Raw genomic sequence first — 15803 nt, 5'->3', positions numbered from 1 at the left:
TCGAGTGAGGGCGACATGTTGGACAATCTTCCACGCGGCACGATCTGTATTGAAGACATCGAAATGGGCATGACCCGTCACCTGCGCAAAGTGGTTACAGACGAAGATATCGAGATGTTCGCGCAGGTTTCGACCGACCGGAACCCGGTGCATCTGGATGACGACTACGCCCGCGACACGATTTTCGAAGGCCGCATCGCCCATGGCATGCTGACAGCGGGATTGATCTCGGCCGTGATTGGCGAGCAATTGCCCGGCCATGGCACCGTTTACATGGGGCAGTCGCTGAAGTTCCTTGCACCCGTCCGTCCCGGCGACATGGTTTATGCCGAAGTCAAAGTGATCGACATCGACTTTGCCAAGCGTCGGGTCAAGCTAGATTGCCACTGCGCGGTTGACGGCAAAAAGGTGGTTGTTGGCGAAGCCATGGTATTGGCACCGTCGCGCAAGTTCGACTGACCTCTCAACCTCTTGAACACCGGCTGTAGTCCCGTTAGGCAGTCGCTATGCGCATCATCCGGGATTTTCAGTTTGTCGAGCCTCAAGACCGTGGCGCCAGCGTAGCCATCGGCAATTTTGACGGCGTTCACATCGGTCACCAGTCGGTTATTGAACTGGCGCGGAACGCCGCGCTAGATGCATCGCTTGGCGTGATGACATTTGAACCGCATCCCCGCGAATACTTCGCCCCGGATTCTCCGCCCTTTCGCCTGATGCGAGGCAATGCACGTGCGCACCGGTTGCAGAAACTGGGCGTGAAGAAATTGTACGAACTCCCCTTCAACGCTGCGCTGGCCGGGCTAACGCCCGAGCAGTTCGCGCGCTCGGTGATTTGTGAGGGGCTTGGGCTATCGCATGTGGTTGTTGGGTCGGATTTCTGTTTCGGCAAGGGGCGAAGCGGGACGGCAGAAGATCTGGTGCGTTTTGGAAATGAGATGGGGTTTGGTGTGACAATCGCGCCGTTAATGGAGCGGTCCGAAAACATCGTGTCCTCGACCGCGATCCGCACCGCGTTGACCGAAGGCAGACCGCGTGATGCCGCCACAATGCTGGGTCACTGGCACCGGATTGAGGGCAAGGTGATCGGTGGCGAACAGCGCGGGCGTGAACTGGGCTATCCCACCGCCAACATGTCGATTGAGGGGCTGCATCCTCCAAAATTTGGGGTTTACGCCGTGCTGGTCGATGTTCTGGATGGCCCGCATCAGGGCAGCTATCACGGAGCGGCCTCGGTGGGCACGCGCCCGATGTTCAACGGCGAAGTCCCGAATATCGAGACATTCTTGTTCGATTTCTCGGGCGATCTTTATGGTGCCACTCTCTCGGTTGGCTTGGTCGAATACCTGCGCCCCGAGATGACCTTTGACGGACTGAAAGGGCTGATCACCCAGATGGATACCGATTGCGACACGGCCCGCACGCTGCTGGCGGCTCTATGACCACCGACCCGATTGACCGCAATGGTCTGGCCACCCGGTTCTGGGAACGCAAGCCGCTAACCAAGATGAACCAGCGCGAGTGGGAAGCCCTGTGCGACGGCTGCGGCAAGTGCTGTCTGAACAAGCTAGAGGATGAAGATACTGGCGAGGTCGCCCTGACCTGCGTTGCCTGCCGCCTGCTGGACGATGAGACCTGCCGCTGCACGCAATATGACATCCGCCACCAATTCGTGCCGGAATGCATCGTTATGAAGCCCGACAATATCGACAGCCATGCCTATTGGCTGCCCCAGACCTGTGCCTATCGGCTGCTGTGGGAGGGTAAGCCCCTTTACGACTGGCACCCTTTGATATCTGGTACGCCCGACAGCGTACATTCCGCCGGGATCTCGGTTCAGGGGCGCACGGTGTCCGAGTTCGAAACCCCCATGGAAGAGTGGGAAGATTATATCATCGAGGAGCCTAGCTGATGTATTTCGCCTCTGACAATTCCGGGCCGGTGCACCCGCAGGTCATGGCCGCCTTGAACGCGGCCAACGAAGGCTATCAGATGGCGTATGGCGCCGACACGCTTATGAACGAGGTGCGCGATCGTATTCGCGGCATCTTTGAAGCTCCGGGGGCGGCGGTCTATCTGGTGGCAACCGGCACAGCAGCGAACTCGCTAGCACTGGCAACGCTTTCCAACCCTTGGGATACCGTATTCTGTTCTCCGGTTGCGCATATCCACGAAGATGAGTGCAACGCGCCCGAATTCTACTCTGGCGCAAAACTGACGCTTGTCCCGGGCAGCGACAAGATGGACCCCGACGCGTTGCGTGGCGCAATTCTGGCAGAGGAAACCCGCGGCGTACACGGCCCCCAGCGCGGACCGGTGTCCATCACACAAGTGACCGAGCGCGGGTCGGTGTATTCGTTGGGTGAATTGCAGGCATTGTGCGGCGTGGCAAAAGAATACGGCCTGCCCGTGCACCTTGACGGCGCGCGCTTCACCAACGCTCTGGTCGCGCTGAACTGTTCCCCAGCTGAGATGACATGGAAATCAGGGGTGGATGTCGTCAGTTTTGGCGGCACCAAAAACGGCCTGATGGGCGTTGAAGCCGTTGTATTCTTTGACGAAACAAAGGCTTGGGAATTTGAACTACGGCGCAAACGCGGAGCGCACCTGTTTTCCAAGCACCGTTACCTATCGGCGCAAATGGCGGCTTACCTTCAGGACGATCTGTGGCTGACAATGGCGCGTCAGGCCAACGCCAACTGCGCACGGCTTGCGGACGGGCTGCGCGCGAAAGGGGCCTCGTTTCTGCACGAACCGCAAGCCAACATGATCTTCGCCGAGTTTTCGCGCGCGCGTCACAGGCAGTTGCACGATGCTGGCGCGGTCTATCACCTGTGGGGCGCGGACCTTGATGGAGCAGACGAGGAAGAACCCCTCGCCTGCAGGCTCGTTTGCGACTGGTCAATAAGTTCGGATGATATCGACCGCTTTCTCGCTTTGCTCTGAAAACTCTCAGAGCAAACGCCAGCTTATTCAGATGACCCGGTGGTTTTCCAGAAATTCTGCACAAGCTTTGCGGTAGCTGCGGGATGGGAAATCGGCAGCATGTGCCCGGCTCCTTCGACGACATCGTAAGACGCGTTGGGCAGACGGTTCTGTAACCCCTGACCGATCACTGGCATGACGGGGTTCGATTTTGTGCCACTCAGAATCAAAATGGGCACGGTTGCACGATCCAGAACACCAGGCTTCAAAAAGCCCTTTTGGTCGTCAAACACCGCCTCTTTCACGGCAGGCACAACGGGCACGCCCCGTATCATCGCAGCGCGGGTCTTTTCCTGCATTTCTGTCCATCGTGGGCTGACATCCGCGCTCCACATCCTGTTGAACAGACGAGCCGCCAACTGCATGTCCCCAGCGGCCAAGGCATCGGCATAAGGCTGCGCCTCTTGATCATGGCGTGCAAGAACGTCAGGCGCATCCTGCGCTGCCACGGCAAAGAAAACCGGTTCTATCAACACGGCACTGCGGACGCGGTCCGGGTATTCCAGGGCAAGCCGCAGCGCGATCATCGCGCCGAAGGAATGGCCAATTACATCCATCGGCTCGGCCAACAGATCGGCAGAGAAACCGGCCGTGAGATCAAAGAAATCCCCCTGCCCGTCCCAATCCGGGCTGTTCCCATGCGAAAGCATGTCCGGAGCGGTCAAAGTGGCCTGGTCACCCAGCGCTGAAGCCAGACCGGCCCACACGCCAGAATGCGCGATTGTGCAATGAAGGGCGAGCACTTTGCGCGCGCCCTGTCCAAGTGTTCTGACGAAAACTGGGGACGTGCTTTCTGCGTCCTTCACCCCTTCATCTCCGACAGGTGCCGATCCAGATCGTCCAGTCGATCCTGCCCCCAGAACCGTTGGCCGTCTTCAGTTAGATAAAACGGGGCACCAAACACACCGCGGTCGACGGCTTCCTCCAGATTCGCGGAATAGGTCTCGGCCCCAACCAGCAGCCCGCTGTCTGCTAGCCCCGGATCAAACCCGGCTTGCGTCAGGCAATCGCGGATCACATCATCCTGCGCGATGTCTTTTTCCTCGGCCCAGCACGCGCGAACGAAGGAATGAACCAGCTTTCCAATATCCCCTGATCCATCCTTGATTGCAGCGATTACCGCATAGGACGATGGCGCGGCGTTGGTTGGCCAATGTGCGGGTTGCAGGTTGAAGTCCATACCCAGGTTTTTAGCCGTTCGTTGCAGATCCTGCGCCCGGTACTCGATGCGCGAGATATGCCGATCCTTTGGGGGTGTTCCCCCGGTGCGGCCGAAAAGGGCCATAATATCCAGCGGTTTGTAGTTGATTGTCGCGCCGTGTTTCGCCGCCACCTCTTCCAGCCGGGTTCCAGCCAGATAGGTAAAGGGCGAGAGTGTCGCAAAATAGTAGTCAATGGTGGCCATGTTCACTTTCTCCGCTGCGTTATCTTTGCGAGACGGTAAGGCCATGATAAGCGGTGTCAACATCACGAATCTGTCACATTGCTATTGCTGCCCGGGGAAAAACAGCCGATGCCGACACTCAACGAACCCAAGCTGATTGCTGGGAACGCCAACCTTCCTCTTGCCGAAACCATCTCGCGACGCATGAGCCTGTATCGCGGCGTCGATCAGGGTTTGGTCGATGCGCGCGTCGAACGGTTCAACGACGGCGAGATTTTCGTCGAAGTTTTCGAAAACGTGCGGGGCGAGGACATGTTCATCGTCCAGCCAACCTCGAACCCGGCAAACGACAACTTGATGGAGCTGCTGATCATCGCCGACGCGCTGCGCCGTTCGTCCGCGCAGCGGATCACCGCCGTGATCCCTTATTTCGGCTACGCTCGTCAGGACCGCCGCACCAAAGCCCGCACGCCGATTTCCGCCAAGCTGGTCGCCAATATGCTGACCGGTGCCGGGATCGAACGCGTTTTGACCATGGATCTGCACGCCGCGCAGATTCAGGGGTTCTTTGATATTCCGGTGGACAACCTTTATGCCTCGCCGATCTTTGCGCTGGACGTGAAAAACCAGTTCAAGGACAATCTGGACGAGATCATGGTGGTTTCACCCGACGTAGGCGGCGTTGCACGCGCGCGAGAACTGGCCAAGCGCATCAATGCACCCCTGTCGATCGTGGATAAACGCCGCGAGAAGGCTGGTGAAGTGGCCGAGATGACGGTGATCGGCGACGTAAAAGACAAGATCTGCCTGATCGTAGACGATATGTGCGACACGGCGGGAACGTTGTGTAAGGCGGCGCAGGTGCTGCTGGATAACGGCGCCAAAGAAGTTCATTCCTACATCACACACGGCGTCATGAGCGGCCCCGCAGTCGAGCGCGTTACCAATTCGGTGATGAAATCTCTGGTGCTGACAGACACGATCCAGCCCACCAAAGAGGTCGCCAAGGCCAAGAACATCCGCATCGTGCCGACCGCGCCGATCTTTACACAGGCGATCCTGAACATCTGGAATGGCACAAGCGTGTCGTCCCTGTTCGAGGATAAGACCCTGACCCCGATCTACGAATCCATGTACCATATGGACTGATCTGAAAGGGCGGCCCACCAGCCGCCCTTTTTCGTGACCACCAAGTCAGGAGCTTCCCGTGACAGCCCCCAAACGTATTGTTCTTTCCAGTGACCACGCCGCAATCGAACTGCGCCAAGCGGTAGGCGACCACATCTCCGCCCAAGGCTGGGAGGTCATGGATATCGGCCCGACCTCGCCGGAAAGCACCCACTATCCTCTGCATGGCAAGGCCGCCGCTCAGGCCGTTGCCTCGGGCGATTGTGCGCTTGGGATCATTTTTTGCGGCACCGGTCAAGGGATCATGATGGCCGCCAACAAGGTGCCCGGCATCCGCTGTGGTGTTTGTTCCGATGCGTTCTCGGCGCGGATGATCCGTCAGCACAATAACGCCAATATGCTGTCCATCGGCGCACGTGTCGTTGGCGAAGGTCAGGCGCTGGACATCGTGGACGCTTTTCTGAACGCCGAATTCGAAGGCGGCCGCCACGCTACCCGCGTGGACATGATCGAACCTCAGGACGAGTAAATACGGCCAAAACTCTTGATCAGTGGCTTATGAGATATCCCAATCATCGTCATGGGCCACCTCACCAATCGCAGTCCATTTAACGCGAATTCGGGCGATGCGCGTGTCTGACCACGTACGGAACACAGCATTGAATCCAGTGGCAGTGACATCTTCGGCCACGACTTCTGCGCGCAACGGCGCGGATGTGTCTACATCCCAAAGCGAAATGTTGACCTGAACGACAGGTACAGAGCGGAACGGCTGGCTGAACGAAACAGCCGAGCGCCTTTCCCGCGCGCCCTCGCCTGTCCACATATCCCCGCCGTTCGAAAAGTCAGAAAACAAGACTGTTTCGCCTTGGTCGATACCAATCGGGTGTGTCTGAAAAACCTTCATTTATGTCTTCGATTTTTGTTCTTTACCAAATATTCCGACAGCTTATTCGGAGGCATTGTCAAAATCACGACAAAAAAACGGCCCCGCTTTTGCAGGGCCGTCTTACTATCCGGGTATGATATGAACCTTACAGGCTCATATGTGTCCCAAGTGCTTCCATGTCAGCCAGCAGCTTGGCTGCATCGTCAACGATCGACTGATCCTCACCGGCCTTGGCAGCCTCGTGCGAAGCACGGGCCTCGGCGATCAGGTCATCCAGGTGCGACCGAGTCACTTCCGCAACCGGAATGGCCTTTTCTGCCAGAACCGACATGCTATCGCCGTTGATCTGGGCAAACCCGCCAGTGACCAGGTATTCGCTGGCTCCGGCAGGCGCCTCAACCTTCAGCAGACCGGGGCGCAGCGTGGTGATGGTGGGGGCATGATCGGGCATCGCCGTCATGTCCCCGTCCGCGCCGGGTAGCTGGACCGCGGTGGCCTCAAGCGAAGCAAGGCTCCGCTCGGGGCTGACGAGGTCGAATTGCATCGTGTTTGCCATCAGGGATACTCCTTAGGCGGCTTCTGCGGCCATCTTTTCCGCTTTGGCGATTACTTCGTCGATGCCGCCAACCATCAGGAAGGCCGCTTCGGGCAGGTGATCGTATTCGCCAGCTACAACGGCTTTGAACGAAGAGATGGTGACATCCAGAGGAACCTGAACACCCGGCGAACCGGTGAAGACTTCGGCCACGTCGAACGGCTGCGACAGGAAGCGTTCAATCTTACGGGCACGGGCCACGGTCAGTTTGTCTTCTTCCGACAGTTCGTCCATGCCGAGGATGGCGATGATGTCCTGCAGCGACTTGTAGCGCTGGAGGATCTGCTGAACGTCGGTCGCAACCGCGTAGTGCTCTTCACCCACAATCGCGGGGTCCAGCAGACGCGAGGACGAGTCGAGCGGGTCAACAGCCGGGTAGATACCTTTTTCCGAGATCGCACGGTTAAGAACGGTTGTTGCGTCCAAGTGGGCAAACGAGGTTGCCGGCGCGGGGTCGGTAAGGTCGTCCGCAGGCACGTAGATCGCCTGCACCGAGGTGATCGAGCCCGACTTAGTCGAGGTGATGCGTTCCTGCAGGGCGCCCATGTCAGTGGCCAGTGTCGGCTGGTAGCCCACAGCCGAAGGAATACGACCCAGCAGAGCCGAAACCTCGGAACCCGCCTGCGTGAAGCGGAAGATGTTGTCGACGAAGAACAGAACGTCGGTACCGGACTGGTCGCGGAACTGCTCGGCCAGGGTCAGACCAGTCAGAGCAACACGCGCACGCGCTCCCGGAGGTTCGTTCATCTGACCGTAAACCAGGGCCACCTGCGATTCCGACAGGTTGTCGGGCTTGATGACGTTCGATTCGATCATCTCGTGGTACAGGTCGTTCCCTTCACGGGTCCGTTCACCAACACCCGCGAACACCGAGAAGCCCGAGTGCACTTTTGCGATGTTGTTGATCAGCTCCATGATCAGAACGGTTTTACCAACGCCGGCGCCGCCGAACAGGCCGATTTTACCGCCTTTGGCGTAGGGGGCCAGCAGGTCAACAACCTTGATGCCGGTCACCAGGATTTCCGACTCGGTCGACTGCTCCGCGAACTCAGGCGCGGGCTGGTGGATTGCGCGGGTTTCCGACGCAACAACGTCGCCTTTTTCGTCGATCGGCTCGCCGACCACGTTCAGGATGCGGCCCAGGGTGGCGTTGCCAACCGGAACCGAGATCGGTGCGCCGGTGTCGGTCACAACCTCGCCACGGACCAGACCTTCGGTCGCGTCCATCGCGATGGTGCGGACGGTGTTTTCACCCAGGTGCTGAGCAACTTCCAACACCAGGCGCTTGCCGTTGTTGGTGGTTTCCAGCGCGTTCAGAATTTCAGGCAGCTGATCTTCGAAGTGCACGTCGACGACGGCCCCGATGATCTGTGTGACTTTGCCTTTTGCATTCGCCATGTTTCGTCTCCGGTATGTCTCTACAGCGCTTCGGCGCCGGAAATAATTTCAATCAGCTCGTTGGTGATCACGGCCTGACGCGAGCGGTTGAACTGGATCGTCAGCTTGTCGATCATCTCACCCGCGTTGCGAGTCGCGTTGTCCATCGCGGACATCCGTGCACCCTGTTCAGATGCTCCGTTTTCGAGCAGAGCCGAGAAGATTGCGGTCGCAACCCCCTTGGGCAACAGGTCGGCCAGAATGGCTTCTTCGCTGGGCTCGTAATCGAAAATGGCACCGCTGTCGTCACCCGCTGCGTCGTCCTCAAACGAAGCAGGAATGATTTGCTGTGCCGTCGGGATCTGGGTCACGACGTTGACGAACTTCGAGTAGAAGATCGTGGCAACATCGAACTCAGCCCCGTCAAAGCGAGACAGAATGTCCTTCGCGATGTCCTGCGCGTTGGTGTACCCAATGCGCTTGACCTCGCTCAGGTCGACATGTCCAACGAACAGATCGCCCAAATCGCGCTTGAGCGCGTCGCGGCCTTTCTTGCCGACGGTCAGAACCTTGACCGTCTTGCCCTTGCCGCGCAGCTCTTCCGCCTTTTGGCGGGCCAGCTTGGCGATGTTCGAGTTGAAGCCGCCGCAAAGGCCGCGTTCAGCTGTCATCACAACCAGCAGATGCACATCATCACTGCCCGTACCACGGAGCAGCTTGGGGGCGCTGTCGCTGCCCCCGACCGAAGCTGCCAGCCCCGCCATCACGGCATTGAACCGCTCGGCATAGGGACGCGAGGCTTCGGCAGATTCCTGGGCGCGGCGCAGTTTTGCTGCCGCGACCATCTGCATGGCCTTGGTGATCTTGCGGGTCGATTTGACCGACTCGATCCTGTTTTTAAGGTCCTTCAGACTAGGCATCGGAACCCCCCGTTACGCGAAGGTCGCGGCGTATTCGTCGATCGCTGCCTTGATCTTGTCGGACGCGTCACCTTTGATCTTCGGATCTTCGTCGGTGATCCACTTCAGCAGGTCGGCGTGCTTGCCGCGCAGGTGCGCCAGCAGACCGGCCTCATAGCGGCCAACGTCCGAGACGTCGATCTTGTCGAGGTAACCGTTGGTGCCCGCAAAGATAACGCAAACGATTTCCGCATTGGTCAGCGGCGAGTACTGCGGCTGTTTCATCAGCTCGGTCAGACGCGCACCACGGTTCAGCAGCTGCTGGGTCGCCGCGTCAAGGTCGGAACCAAACTGCGCAAACGCAGCCATTTCGCGGTACTGAGCCAGCTCCAGCTTAACCGGACCGGCAACCGACTTCATCGCGTCAGTCTGAGCCGACGAGCCCACACGCGAAACCGACAGACCGGTGTTCACAGCAGGACGGATCCCCTGATAGAACAGTTCGGTTTCCAGGAAGATCTGACCGTCGGTGATCGAGATCACGTTGGTCGGAATAAAGGCGGAAACGTCACCACCTTGCGTTTCGATCACCGGCAGAGCGGTCAGCGAGCCCGCACCGAAATCTTCGTTCAGCTTGGCCGAACGCTCCAGCAGGCGCGAGTGGAGGTAGAAAACGTCACCAGGATAAGCTTCACGTCCGGGCGGACGGCGCAGCAGCAGCGACATCTGACGATAAGACACAGCCTGTTTGGACAGGTCATCATAGATGATCAGCGCATGGCGGCCATTGTCACGGAAGAATTCAGCCATCGCGGTCGCCGCGTAAGGTGCCAGGAACTGCATCGGTGCCGGGTCAGACGCGGTCGCGGCCACAACGATCGAGTACTCAATCGCGCCGGACTCTTCCAGTTTCTTCACCAGCTGTGCAACGGTCGAACGCTTCTGACCAACAGCCACGTAGATGCAGTACAGTTTCTTAGACTCGTCGTCGCCTGCTGCGTCGTTATAGACTTTCTGGTTCAGGATGGTGTCCAGAGCCACGGCGGTCTTACCGGTCTGACGGTCACCAATGATCAGCTCACGCTGGCCACGGCCAATCGGGATCATCGCGTCAACCGATTTCAGGCCGGTTGCCATCGGCTCGTGCACCGATTTACGCGGGATGATGCCGGGGGCCTTGACGTCCGCAACACCACGCTTCGACGCGTTGATCGGGCCTTTACCGTCCAGCGGGTTGCCCAGACCGTCAACAACGCGGCCCAGCAGCTCGTCACCAATCGGAACGTCCACGATCGAGTTGGTGCGCTTAACAGTGTCACCTTCTTTGATGTCACGGTCAGAACCGAAGATAACGACACCAACGTTGTCGCTTTCCAGGTTCAGGGCCATGCCCATGATGCCACCGGGGAATTCGACCATCTCACCGGCTTGCACATTGTCCAGGCCGTATACGCGGGCGATACCGTCGCCGACGCTCAGCACGCGGCCGATTTCGGCTACTTCGGCTTCCTGACCAAAATTCTTGATCTGGTCCTTCAGAATTGCAGAAATCTCTGCAGCTTGGATTCCCATTTATCCGACCTCTTTCATTGCATTCTGTAGGGAGTTCAGCTTCGAACGGATCGAACTGTCGATCATCTTCGAGCCGACTTTAACGACAAGACCGCCGATGAGGCTTTCATCAACGGTCGCATTGATTGTCACGGTTTTGCCCACACGCTCGGACAGCGTTTTGGACAGTTTATCCATTTGCGTCTTAGTCAACGCCTTGGCCGAGGCGACATCGGCGGTCACTTCGCCGCGCTCTTCGGCCAGCATGTCGCGCAGAACCTGAATCAGTTGCGGTGCAACAAACAGGCGGCGTTTCTGCGCCATCAGACCCAGCGTATTACGCAGGATGGCATTCAGACCCATTTTATCGGCAATTGCAGTAATGGCGCCTTCCTGTTCGGCGCGCGAAACCAGAGGCGAGGCAATCAGGTCGCGCAGTTCGGCGCTGTCGCCCAAAGCTGCTGCCAAATCGTTGATTCCGGTTTCCAGACCTGCAAGGTCCTTGTTCTCTTTCGCGATCTCGAAAATCGCCGTGGCATAGCGTTCAGCTATGCCAGTGGAAATCGAAGCTGGTTCGGACACGTCCACCCTTCCGAATATTAGGCCCCGAAAAACCGCGCGCGCAGCCATCCCGGGGGCGTGAAGAAACCCCGCCCTTACGGCCGGGGATCAAAATCACCGGGGATGTAGCAGAGCCGAACCCAGCTAGCAATACGTTATAATCCCCTCCGCGTTATCCACAAAATACGCCATTTCAAACACTTACGGTGGGTGCGGCCCTTTTTTCCTGCTGGAGGGCGCGAAAAATGTTACCAAACTGTAAGTTTTTGCGATTCCTGCGGCCTTTTTGCCGCAATTTCTACGCCCGACGCGGCGTAAAACGCCTGGCTTGGCCTAGGCCGGTTTCAGCAGACCATCAAGCGCCTTGATCGGACGCCGTTCGGCATCCTTCGTAACGCTGCCGCTGGGCGGTCGGATATGCTTGGTCACTTCGACCATTAACACCCCACCCGCCATGATCGTCGGCAGACGTTGTCCGGTTTTTTCGATCAAGCTTCCGGATTTCAGCCAAAATCGACGGAACGATGGCGGCAGATACAAAGCCGAGCAGTGGTTTTCCGGAATAAAGTGATGGGACTTGAGCTGGCTCTCAAGCTGCGACGCCGAATAAGGGCGGCCAAATCCAAAAGGCGTGCGATCTGTCCGCGACCATAGCCCCGCCCGGTTGGGCACAATAAAGAATGCCCGACCTCCGGGTCCCAAGACACGCCAGCATTCGTCCAACAATTCGCTGGGGCGCTGTGATGTCTCAAGACCGTGCATGACGACCAGCTTGTCGACATGACCCGTTTCAATCGGCCACAGTGTCTCTTCCGTCAGGACGGACACGTTGGGCATACCCGCAGGCCAAGGCATCACCCCCTGAGGGCCCGGCATCAAACCGATCACCCGCCGCGCCTCGGTCAGATAGGGCCGCAGCAGCGGGACGGCAAAGCCGAAACCGACCACTGTTTGCCCTTTGGCTTCGGGCCACAATTCCGTCAAACGCCCGCGTATCGCGGCCTGCGCCGCACGACCCAGGGTGCTGCGGTAGTAAAAGTTCCTCAGATCCTGCACATCAAGATGCATTGCGGACACCCGGTCAATCGGCTTAGCTTCGGCGCAGTCTAGCAACGAAAGGGCAAAAGGCCATGCCTCTTGAGATCGTCACCATCCCATGCCTAAGCGATAACTACGCTTTTTTGGCCCATGACGCAGAAAGCGGCAACACCGCATTGATCGACGCGCCAGAGGCCGGCCCCATTCTGGCCGAACTGGAAAACCGGGGATGGACGCTTAGTCACATATTGTTAACCCACCATCATTTCGACCACGTGGACGGCCTGCCCGCCATTCTCGAGAAACACCCGGCCAAGGTGATCGGCGCTGCCGCCGACGCACATCGCCTGCCGCCGCTGGATCAACAGGTTGCCGAGGGCGACCGGTTCGAGATTGGTAGAGAGCCCGTGCAAGTCATGGATGTCTCGGGCCACACAGTCGGGCATATCGCATTCTACATGCCACAGAGCTCGACCGTTTTCACCGCCGATAGCCTGATGGCCCTTGGCTGCGGTCGCCTGTTTGAAGGCACCGCGCCGCAAATGTGGGCCTCGCTGTCGAAACTGGCCGCCCTGCCCGATGACACGTTGGTATGCTCGGGTCACGAATACACGCAGTCCAACGGGAAATTCGCGTTAACTGTCGATCCTGATAACACGGCCCTGCTGGAGCGTGTCGCAGATATCGCACGCGCCCGCGCCGCCAATGAGTCTACAGTGCCGTCCTCATTAGCGCTGGAAAAGGCCACAAATCCGTTCCTTCGCGCCACAGATCCGGCGATTCAGGCGCATCTTGGGATGAAAAATACCGATCCTGCTGCAGTTTTCGCAGAAATCCGGGCTAGAAAAGATCGCTTTTAGTGCTTATTTCGCGCTCTTCACGGCCACGGTCACAATAAATGTGACTGTCAAGTGAAAGAAAACCCTTGAAGCCGGGCCGCGATCAACCAAACTCTAATAGTATGAGGACATGGTTGGGATGGGGATCCGGCCTAAAGCCCGCGCCCCTTCCGACCCAAGACAGAGGAGCACCCGCGTGCCTTCATTCTCGAGCACATTAGAACAAGCCATTCACGCGGCCTTGGCTGCTGCGAACGAACGGCGACATGAATTTGCAACGCTGGAGCATCTGTTGCTGGCGCTGTTGGAAGAACCTGATGCCATCCGCGTTATGAAAGCCTGCAGCGTTGATCTGGATGAGCTGCGAAGCACTCTGGTCGAATTCATCGACGAAGACCTGTCAAACCTTGTGACGGATATTGACGGATCCGAAGCGGTTCCAACGGCGGCCTTCCAGCGTGTCATCCAACGCGCCGCGATCCACGTGCAAAGCTCGGGCCGGACCGAAGTGACCGGTGCCAACGTGTTGGTTGCGATCTTTGCTGAACGCGAAAGCAACGCAGCCTACTTCCTGCAAGAACAGGACATGACCCGCTATGACGCGGTGAATTTCATCGCGCATGGTGTTGCCAAAGACCCCGCCTATGGCGAGAACCGGTCGGTTTCAGGCGCGGATCAGGTCGAAGAAGAAGTTCAATCCACTGCGGGCGAAGGCGAACAGAAAGAAAGCGCGCTGGGAAAATACTGCGTCGATCTGAACGTCAAGTCCCGTGCAGGTGACGTGGATCCGCTGATTGGACGCTCGGATGAGGTTGAGCGCTGCATTCAGGTGCTTTGCCGCCGCCGAAAGAACAATCCGCTGCTGGTGGGGGATCCCGGTGTAGGCAAAACCGCCATTGCAGAAGGTCTGGCCCATAAAATCGTCGCGGGTGAAGCCCCCGATGTGCTGTCCGAGACCACGATTTATTCGCTCGACATGGGCGCATTGCTGGCGGGCACCCGCTATCGCGGTGATTTCGAAGAGCGGTTGAAAGCGGTTGTGACCGAACTGGAAGAACATCCCGACGCCGTGCTGTTCATTGACGAAATTCACACGGTGATCGGTGCAGGTGCCACGTCTGGTGGCGCTATGGATGCGTCGAACCTGCTGAAACCCGCGCTGCAGGGTGGCAAGCTGCGTACCATGGGTTCGACCACATACAAGGAGTTCCGCCAGCACTTTGAAAAAGACCGTGCGCTCAGCCGTAGGTTCCAGAAGATTGATGTGAACGAGCCTTCGGTCGAGGACAGCGTGAAAATCCTGCGCGGTCTCAAGCCCTATTTCGAAGAGCATCACGCCATCAAATATACCGCGGACGCAATCAAAACGGCGGTGGAATTGTCGGCAAGGTACATCAACGACCGCAAACTGCCCGACAAGGCGATTGACGTGATTGACGAAGCCGGTGCCGCACAGCATCTGGTGGCCGAAAGCAAGCGCCGCAAGACAATCGGCGTCAAGGAAATCGAGGCTGTCGTCGCCAAGATTGCCCGCATCCCGCCCAAGAACGTCACCAAAGATGATGCCGAAGTTCTGAAAGACCTTGAGACATCGCTGAAACGGGTGGTGTTCGGACAGGATGACGCCATCGTGGCGCTCTCCAGCGCGATCAAACTGGCGCGGGCTGGCCTGCGTGAGCCTGAGAAACCCATCGGCAACTACCTATTCGCCGGTCCGACCGGTGTGGGTAAAACCGAGGTGGCGAAACAACTGGCGGATACGCTGGGCGTGGAACTGCTGCGCTTTGACATGTCGGAATACATGGAGAAACACGCGGTCTCGCGTCTTATTGGCGCGCCTCCGGGCTATGTTGGGTTTGATCAGGGTGGCCTGCTGACCGATGGCGTTGATCAACATCCACATTGCGTGCTGCTGCTGGACGAGATCGAGAAAGCGCACCCGGACGTGTTCAACATCCTGTTGCAGGTGATGGACCACGGTGAGTTGACAGATCACAACGGCCGCACGGTGAATTTCCGCAACGTGGTGCTGATCATGACCTCGAACGCGGGTGCACAGGAACAGGCCAAGGCCGCAATCGGCTTTGGGCGGGACCGCCGCGAAGGTGAAGACACCGCCGCGATCGAGCGGACCTTCACGCCTGAGTTCCGCAACCGACTGGACGCTGTGATCTCATTCGCACCGCTGCCGAAAGAGGTCATTCTGCAGGTTGTCGAGAAATTCGTCCTGCAGCTTGAGGCCCAGTTGCTGGATCGCAACGTGACCATCGACCTGACACCCAAAGCGGCCGAATGGCTGGCCGACAAGGGTTATGACGACAAGATGGGTGCGCGTCCACTGGGCCGGGTCATTCAGGAGCACATCAAGAAACCGCTGGCCGAGGAGTTGCTATTCGGCAAACTGGCCAAGGGCGGTGTGGTCCGTGTCTCGGTCAAGAAGGGTGATCTGAACCTGGAAATTCTCGGCCCCGATCAGCCGCGTATTCCGGGCGACAAGCCGCCATTGCTAACAGCGGACTGAGAATTCCACTAACACTGACACAAAGCCCGCCATCTTCTG

At 58.3% G+C, this 15803-nt stretch carries 17 protein-coding genes; 8 read left to right on the top strand and 9 right to left on the bottom strand.

Features of this window, described 5'->3' with window-relative positions; translation table 11 throughout:
* Window positions 1-15 precede the first annotated feature (15 nt).
* The 4 genes from GOX75_RS00325 to GOX75_RS00310 are packed head-to-tail and all read left to right on the top strand — an operon-like array spanning window position 16 to window position 2943.
* Window positions 16-459 (top strand): MaoC family dehydratase, encoded by a 444-nt coding sequence (locus GOX75_RS00325; protein ID WP_171120225.1) that lies wholly within the window; start codon window positions 16-18, stop codon window positions 457-459.
* Between the two features lie 47 nt (window positions 460-506).
* Entirely contained in the window at window positions 507-1439 is a 933-nt protein-coding gene (locus GOX75_RS00320; protein WP_171120223.1) for a bifunctional riboflavin kinase/FAD synthetase, read from the top strand.
* Window positions 1436-1909 carry a YcgN family cysteine cluster protein gene (locus GOX75_RS00315; protein WP_171120221.1) on the top strand — a complete coding sequence of 158 codons (474 nt, stop codon included), beginning with the start codon at window positions 1436-1438 and terminating at the stop codon, window positions 1907-1909. The genes GOX75_RS00320 and GOX75_RS00315 overlap by 4 nt, the downstream gene beginning before the upstream one ends.
* Window positions 1909-2943, top strand: a complete 1035-nt coding sequence (locus GOX75_RS00310) for a low specificity L-threonine aldolase (RefSeq protein ID WP_171120219.1) — start codon at window positions 1909-1911, stop codon at window positions 2941-2943. The genes GOX75_RS00315 and GOX75_RS00310 overlap by 1 nt, the downstream gene beginning before the upstream one ends.
* A gap of 23 nt (window positions 2944-2966) precedes the next feature.
* Here GOX75_RS00310 and GOX75_RS00305 read toward each other — a convergent pair whose 3' ends face one another.
* Together GOX75_RS00305 and GOX75_RS00300 are read right to left on the bottom strand one after the other, a co-directional pair.
* Window positions 2967-3788 carry an alpha/beta fold hydrolase gene (locus GOX75_RS00305; protein ID WP_171120217.1) on the bottom strand — a complete coding sequence of 274 codons (822 nt, stop codon included), beginning with the start codon at window positions 3786-3788 and terminating at the stop codon, window positions 2967-2969.
* On the bottom strand, window positions 3785-4387 hold the full coding sequence (locus tag GOX75_RS00300; RefSeq protein ID WP_171120215.1) for a 2-hydroxychromene-2-carboxylate isomerase: 603 nt from the start codon (window positions 4385-4387) through the stop codon (window positions 3785-3787). The genes GOX75_RS00305 and GOX75_RS00300 overlap by 4 nt, the downstream gene beginning before the upstream one ends.
* A gap of 108 nt (window positions 4388-4495) precedes the next feature.
* Between GOX75_RS00300 and GOX75_RS00295 the strand changes: the two genes are divergently transcribed.
* Window positions 4496-5515 carry a ribose-phosphate pyrophosphokinase gene (locus GOX75_RS00295; RefSeq protein ID WP_171120214.1) on the top strand — a complete coding sequence of 340 codons (1020 nt, stop codon included), beginning with the start codon at window positions 4496-4498 and terminating at the stop codon, window positions 5513-5515.
* Window positions 5516-5573: 58 nt separating this feature from the next.
* Window positions 5574-6023 carry a ribose 5-phosphate isomerase B gene (rpiB, locus tag GOX75_RS00290; RefSeq protein WP_171120212.1) on the top strand — a complete coding sequence of 150 codons (450 nt, stop codon included), beginning with the start codon at window positions 5574-5576 and terminating at the stop codon, window positions 6021-6023.
* A gap of 27 nt (window positions 6024-6050) precedes the next feature.
* On the opposite strand, the gene GOX75_RS00285 is transcribed toward rpiB, so the two are convergent.
* The 7 genes from GOX75_RS00285 to GOX75_RS00255 all read right to left on the bottom strand — a co-directional run bounded on the left by GOX75_RS00285 (window position 6051) and on the right by GOX75_RS00255 (window position 12434).
* Window positions 6051-6401, bottom strand: coding sequence for an H-type lectin domain-containing protein (locus tag GOX75_RS00285; protein ID WP_171120210.1), 351 nt, complete (start codon window positions 6399-6401; stop codon window positions 6051-6053).
* Between the two features lie 127 nt (window positions 6402-6528).
* On the bottom strand, window positions 6529-6939 hold the full coding sequence (locus GOX75_RS00280; protein ID WP_171120208.1) for a F0F1 ATP synthase subunit epsilon: 411 nt from the start codon (window positions 6937-6939) through the stop codon (window positions 6529-6531).
* 12 nt (window positions 6940-6951) lie between these two features.
* A complete protein-coding gene (gene atpD / locus GOX75_RS00275; protein ID WP_171120206.1) occupies window positions 6952-8376 on the bottom strand; it encodes a F0F1 ATP synthase subunit beta in 1425 nt (474 codons plus the stop codon).
* Between the two features lie 20 nt (window positions 8377-8396).
* Window positions 8397-9275, bottom strand: coding sequence for a F0F1 ATP synthase subunit gamma (locus GOX75_RS00270; protein ID WP_171120204.1), 879 nt, complete (start codon window positions 9273-9275; stop codon window positions 8397-8399).
* Window positions 9276-9287: 12 nt separating this feature from the next.
* Window positions 9288-10826, bottom strand: coding sequence for a F0F1 ATP synthase subunit alpha (gene atpA, locus GOX75_RS00265; protein WP_171120202.1), 1539 nt, complete (start codon window positions 10824-10826; stop codon window positions 9288-9290).
* On the bottom strand, window positions 10827-11387 hold the full coding sequence (locus GOX75_RS00260) for a F0F1 ATP synthase subunit delta (RefSeq protein ID WP_171120201.1): 561 nt from the start codon (window positions 11385-11387) through the stop codon (window positions 10827-10829).
* A gap of 312 nt (window positions 11388-11699) precedes the next feature.
* Window positions 11700-12434: a class I SAM-dependent methyltransferase gene (locus GOX75_RS00255; RefSeq protein WP_171120199.1), complete on the bottom strand. Its 735-nt coding sequence runs from the start codon at window positions 12432-12434 to the stop codon at window positions 11700-11702.
* Between the two features lie 62 nt (window positions 12435-12496).
* On the opposite strand from GOX75_RS00255, the gene gloB reads away from it, so the two are divergent.
* Entirely contained in the window at window positions 12497-13264 is a 768-nt protein-coding gene (gloB, locus tag GOX75_RS00250) for a hydroxyacylglutathione hydrolase (RefSeq protein ID WP_171120197.1), read from the top strand.
* A 175-nt stretch (window positions 13265-13439) separates the two neighbouring features.
* Window positions 13440-15764 carry an ATP-dependent Clp protease ATP-binding subunit ClpA gene (clpA, locus tag GOX75_RS00245; protein ID WP_171120196.1) on the top strand — a complete coding sequence of 775 codons (2325 nt, stop codon included), beginning with the start codon at window positions 13440-13442 and terminating at the stop codon, window positions 15762-15764.
* Window positions 15765-15803: the final 39 nt, after the last annotated feature.

Source organism: Ruegeria sp. HKCCD7251 (assembly GCF_013031165.1).
Taxonomy (GTDB): domain Bacteria; phylum Pseudomonadota; class Alphaproteobacteria; order Rhodobacterales; family Rhodobacteraceae; genus Ruegeria.
This window is presented reverse-complemented; position numbering and strand designations above follow the sequence as displayed.

What these genes read in the sequence shown, in the direction of transcription:
- GOX75_RS00325 (WP_171120225.1), top strand. Translation starts at nt 16, where the DNA reads ATGTTGGACAATCTTCCACGCGGCACGATCTGTATTGAAGACATCGAA.
- GOX75_RS00320 (WP_171120223.1), top strand. Translation starts at nt 507, where the DNA reads ATGCGCATCATCCGGGATTTTCAGTTTGTCGAGCCTCAAGACCGTGGC.
- GOX75_RS00315 (WP_171120221.1), top strand. Translation starts at nt 1,436, where the DNA reads ATGACCACCGACCCGATTGACCGCAATGGTCTGGCCACCCGGTTCTGG.
- GOX75_RS00310 (WP_171120219.1), top strand. Translation starts at nt 1,909, where the DNA reads ATGTATTTCGCCTCTGACAATTCCGGGCCGGTGCACCCGCAGGTCATG.
- GOX75_RS00300 (WP_171120215.1), bottom strand. Translation starts at nt 4,387, where the DNA reads ATGGCCACCATTGACTACTATTTTGCGACACTCTCGCCCTTTACCTAT.
- GOX75_RS00295 (WP_171120214.1), top strand. Translation starts at nt 4,496, where the DNA reads ATGCCGACACTCAACGAACCCAAGCTGATTGCTGGGAACGCCAACCTT.
- GOX75_RS00285 (WP_171120210.1), bottom strand. Translation starts at nt 6,401, where the DNA reads ATGAAGGTTTTTCAGACACACCCGATTGGTATCGACCAAGGCGAAACA.
- GOX75_RS00280 (WP_171120208.1), bottom strand. Translation starts at nt 6,939, where the DNA reads ATGGCAAACACGATGCAATTCGACCTCGTCAGCCCCGAGCGGAGCCTT.
- atpD (WP_171120206.1), bottom strand. Translation starts at nt 8,376, where the DNA reads ATGGCGAATGCAAAAGGCAAAGTCACACAGATCATCGGGGCCGTCGTC.
- GOX75_RS00270 (WP_171120204.1), bottom strand. Translation starts at nt 9,275, where the DNA reads ATGCCTAGTCTGAAGGACCTTAAAAACAGGATCGAGTCGGTCAAATCG.
- atpA (WP_171120202.1), bottom strand. Translation starts at nt 10,826, where the DNA reads ATGGGAATCCAAGCTGCAGAGATTTCTGCAATTCTGAAGGACCAGATC.
- GOX75_RS00255 (WP_171120199.1), bottom strand. Translation starts at nt 12,434, where the DNA reads ATGCATCTTGATGTGCAGGATCTGAGGAACTTTTACTACCGCAGCACC.
- gloB (WP_171120197.1), top strand. Translation starts at nt 12,497, where the DNA reads ATGCCTCTTGAGATCGTCACCATCCCATGCCTAAGCGATAACTACGCT.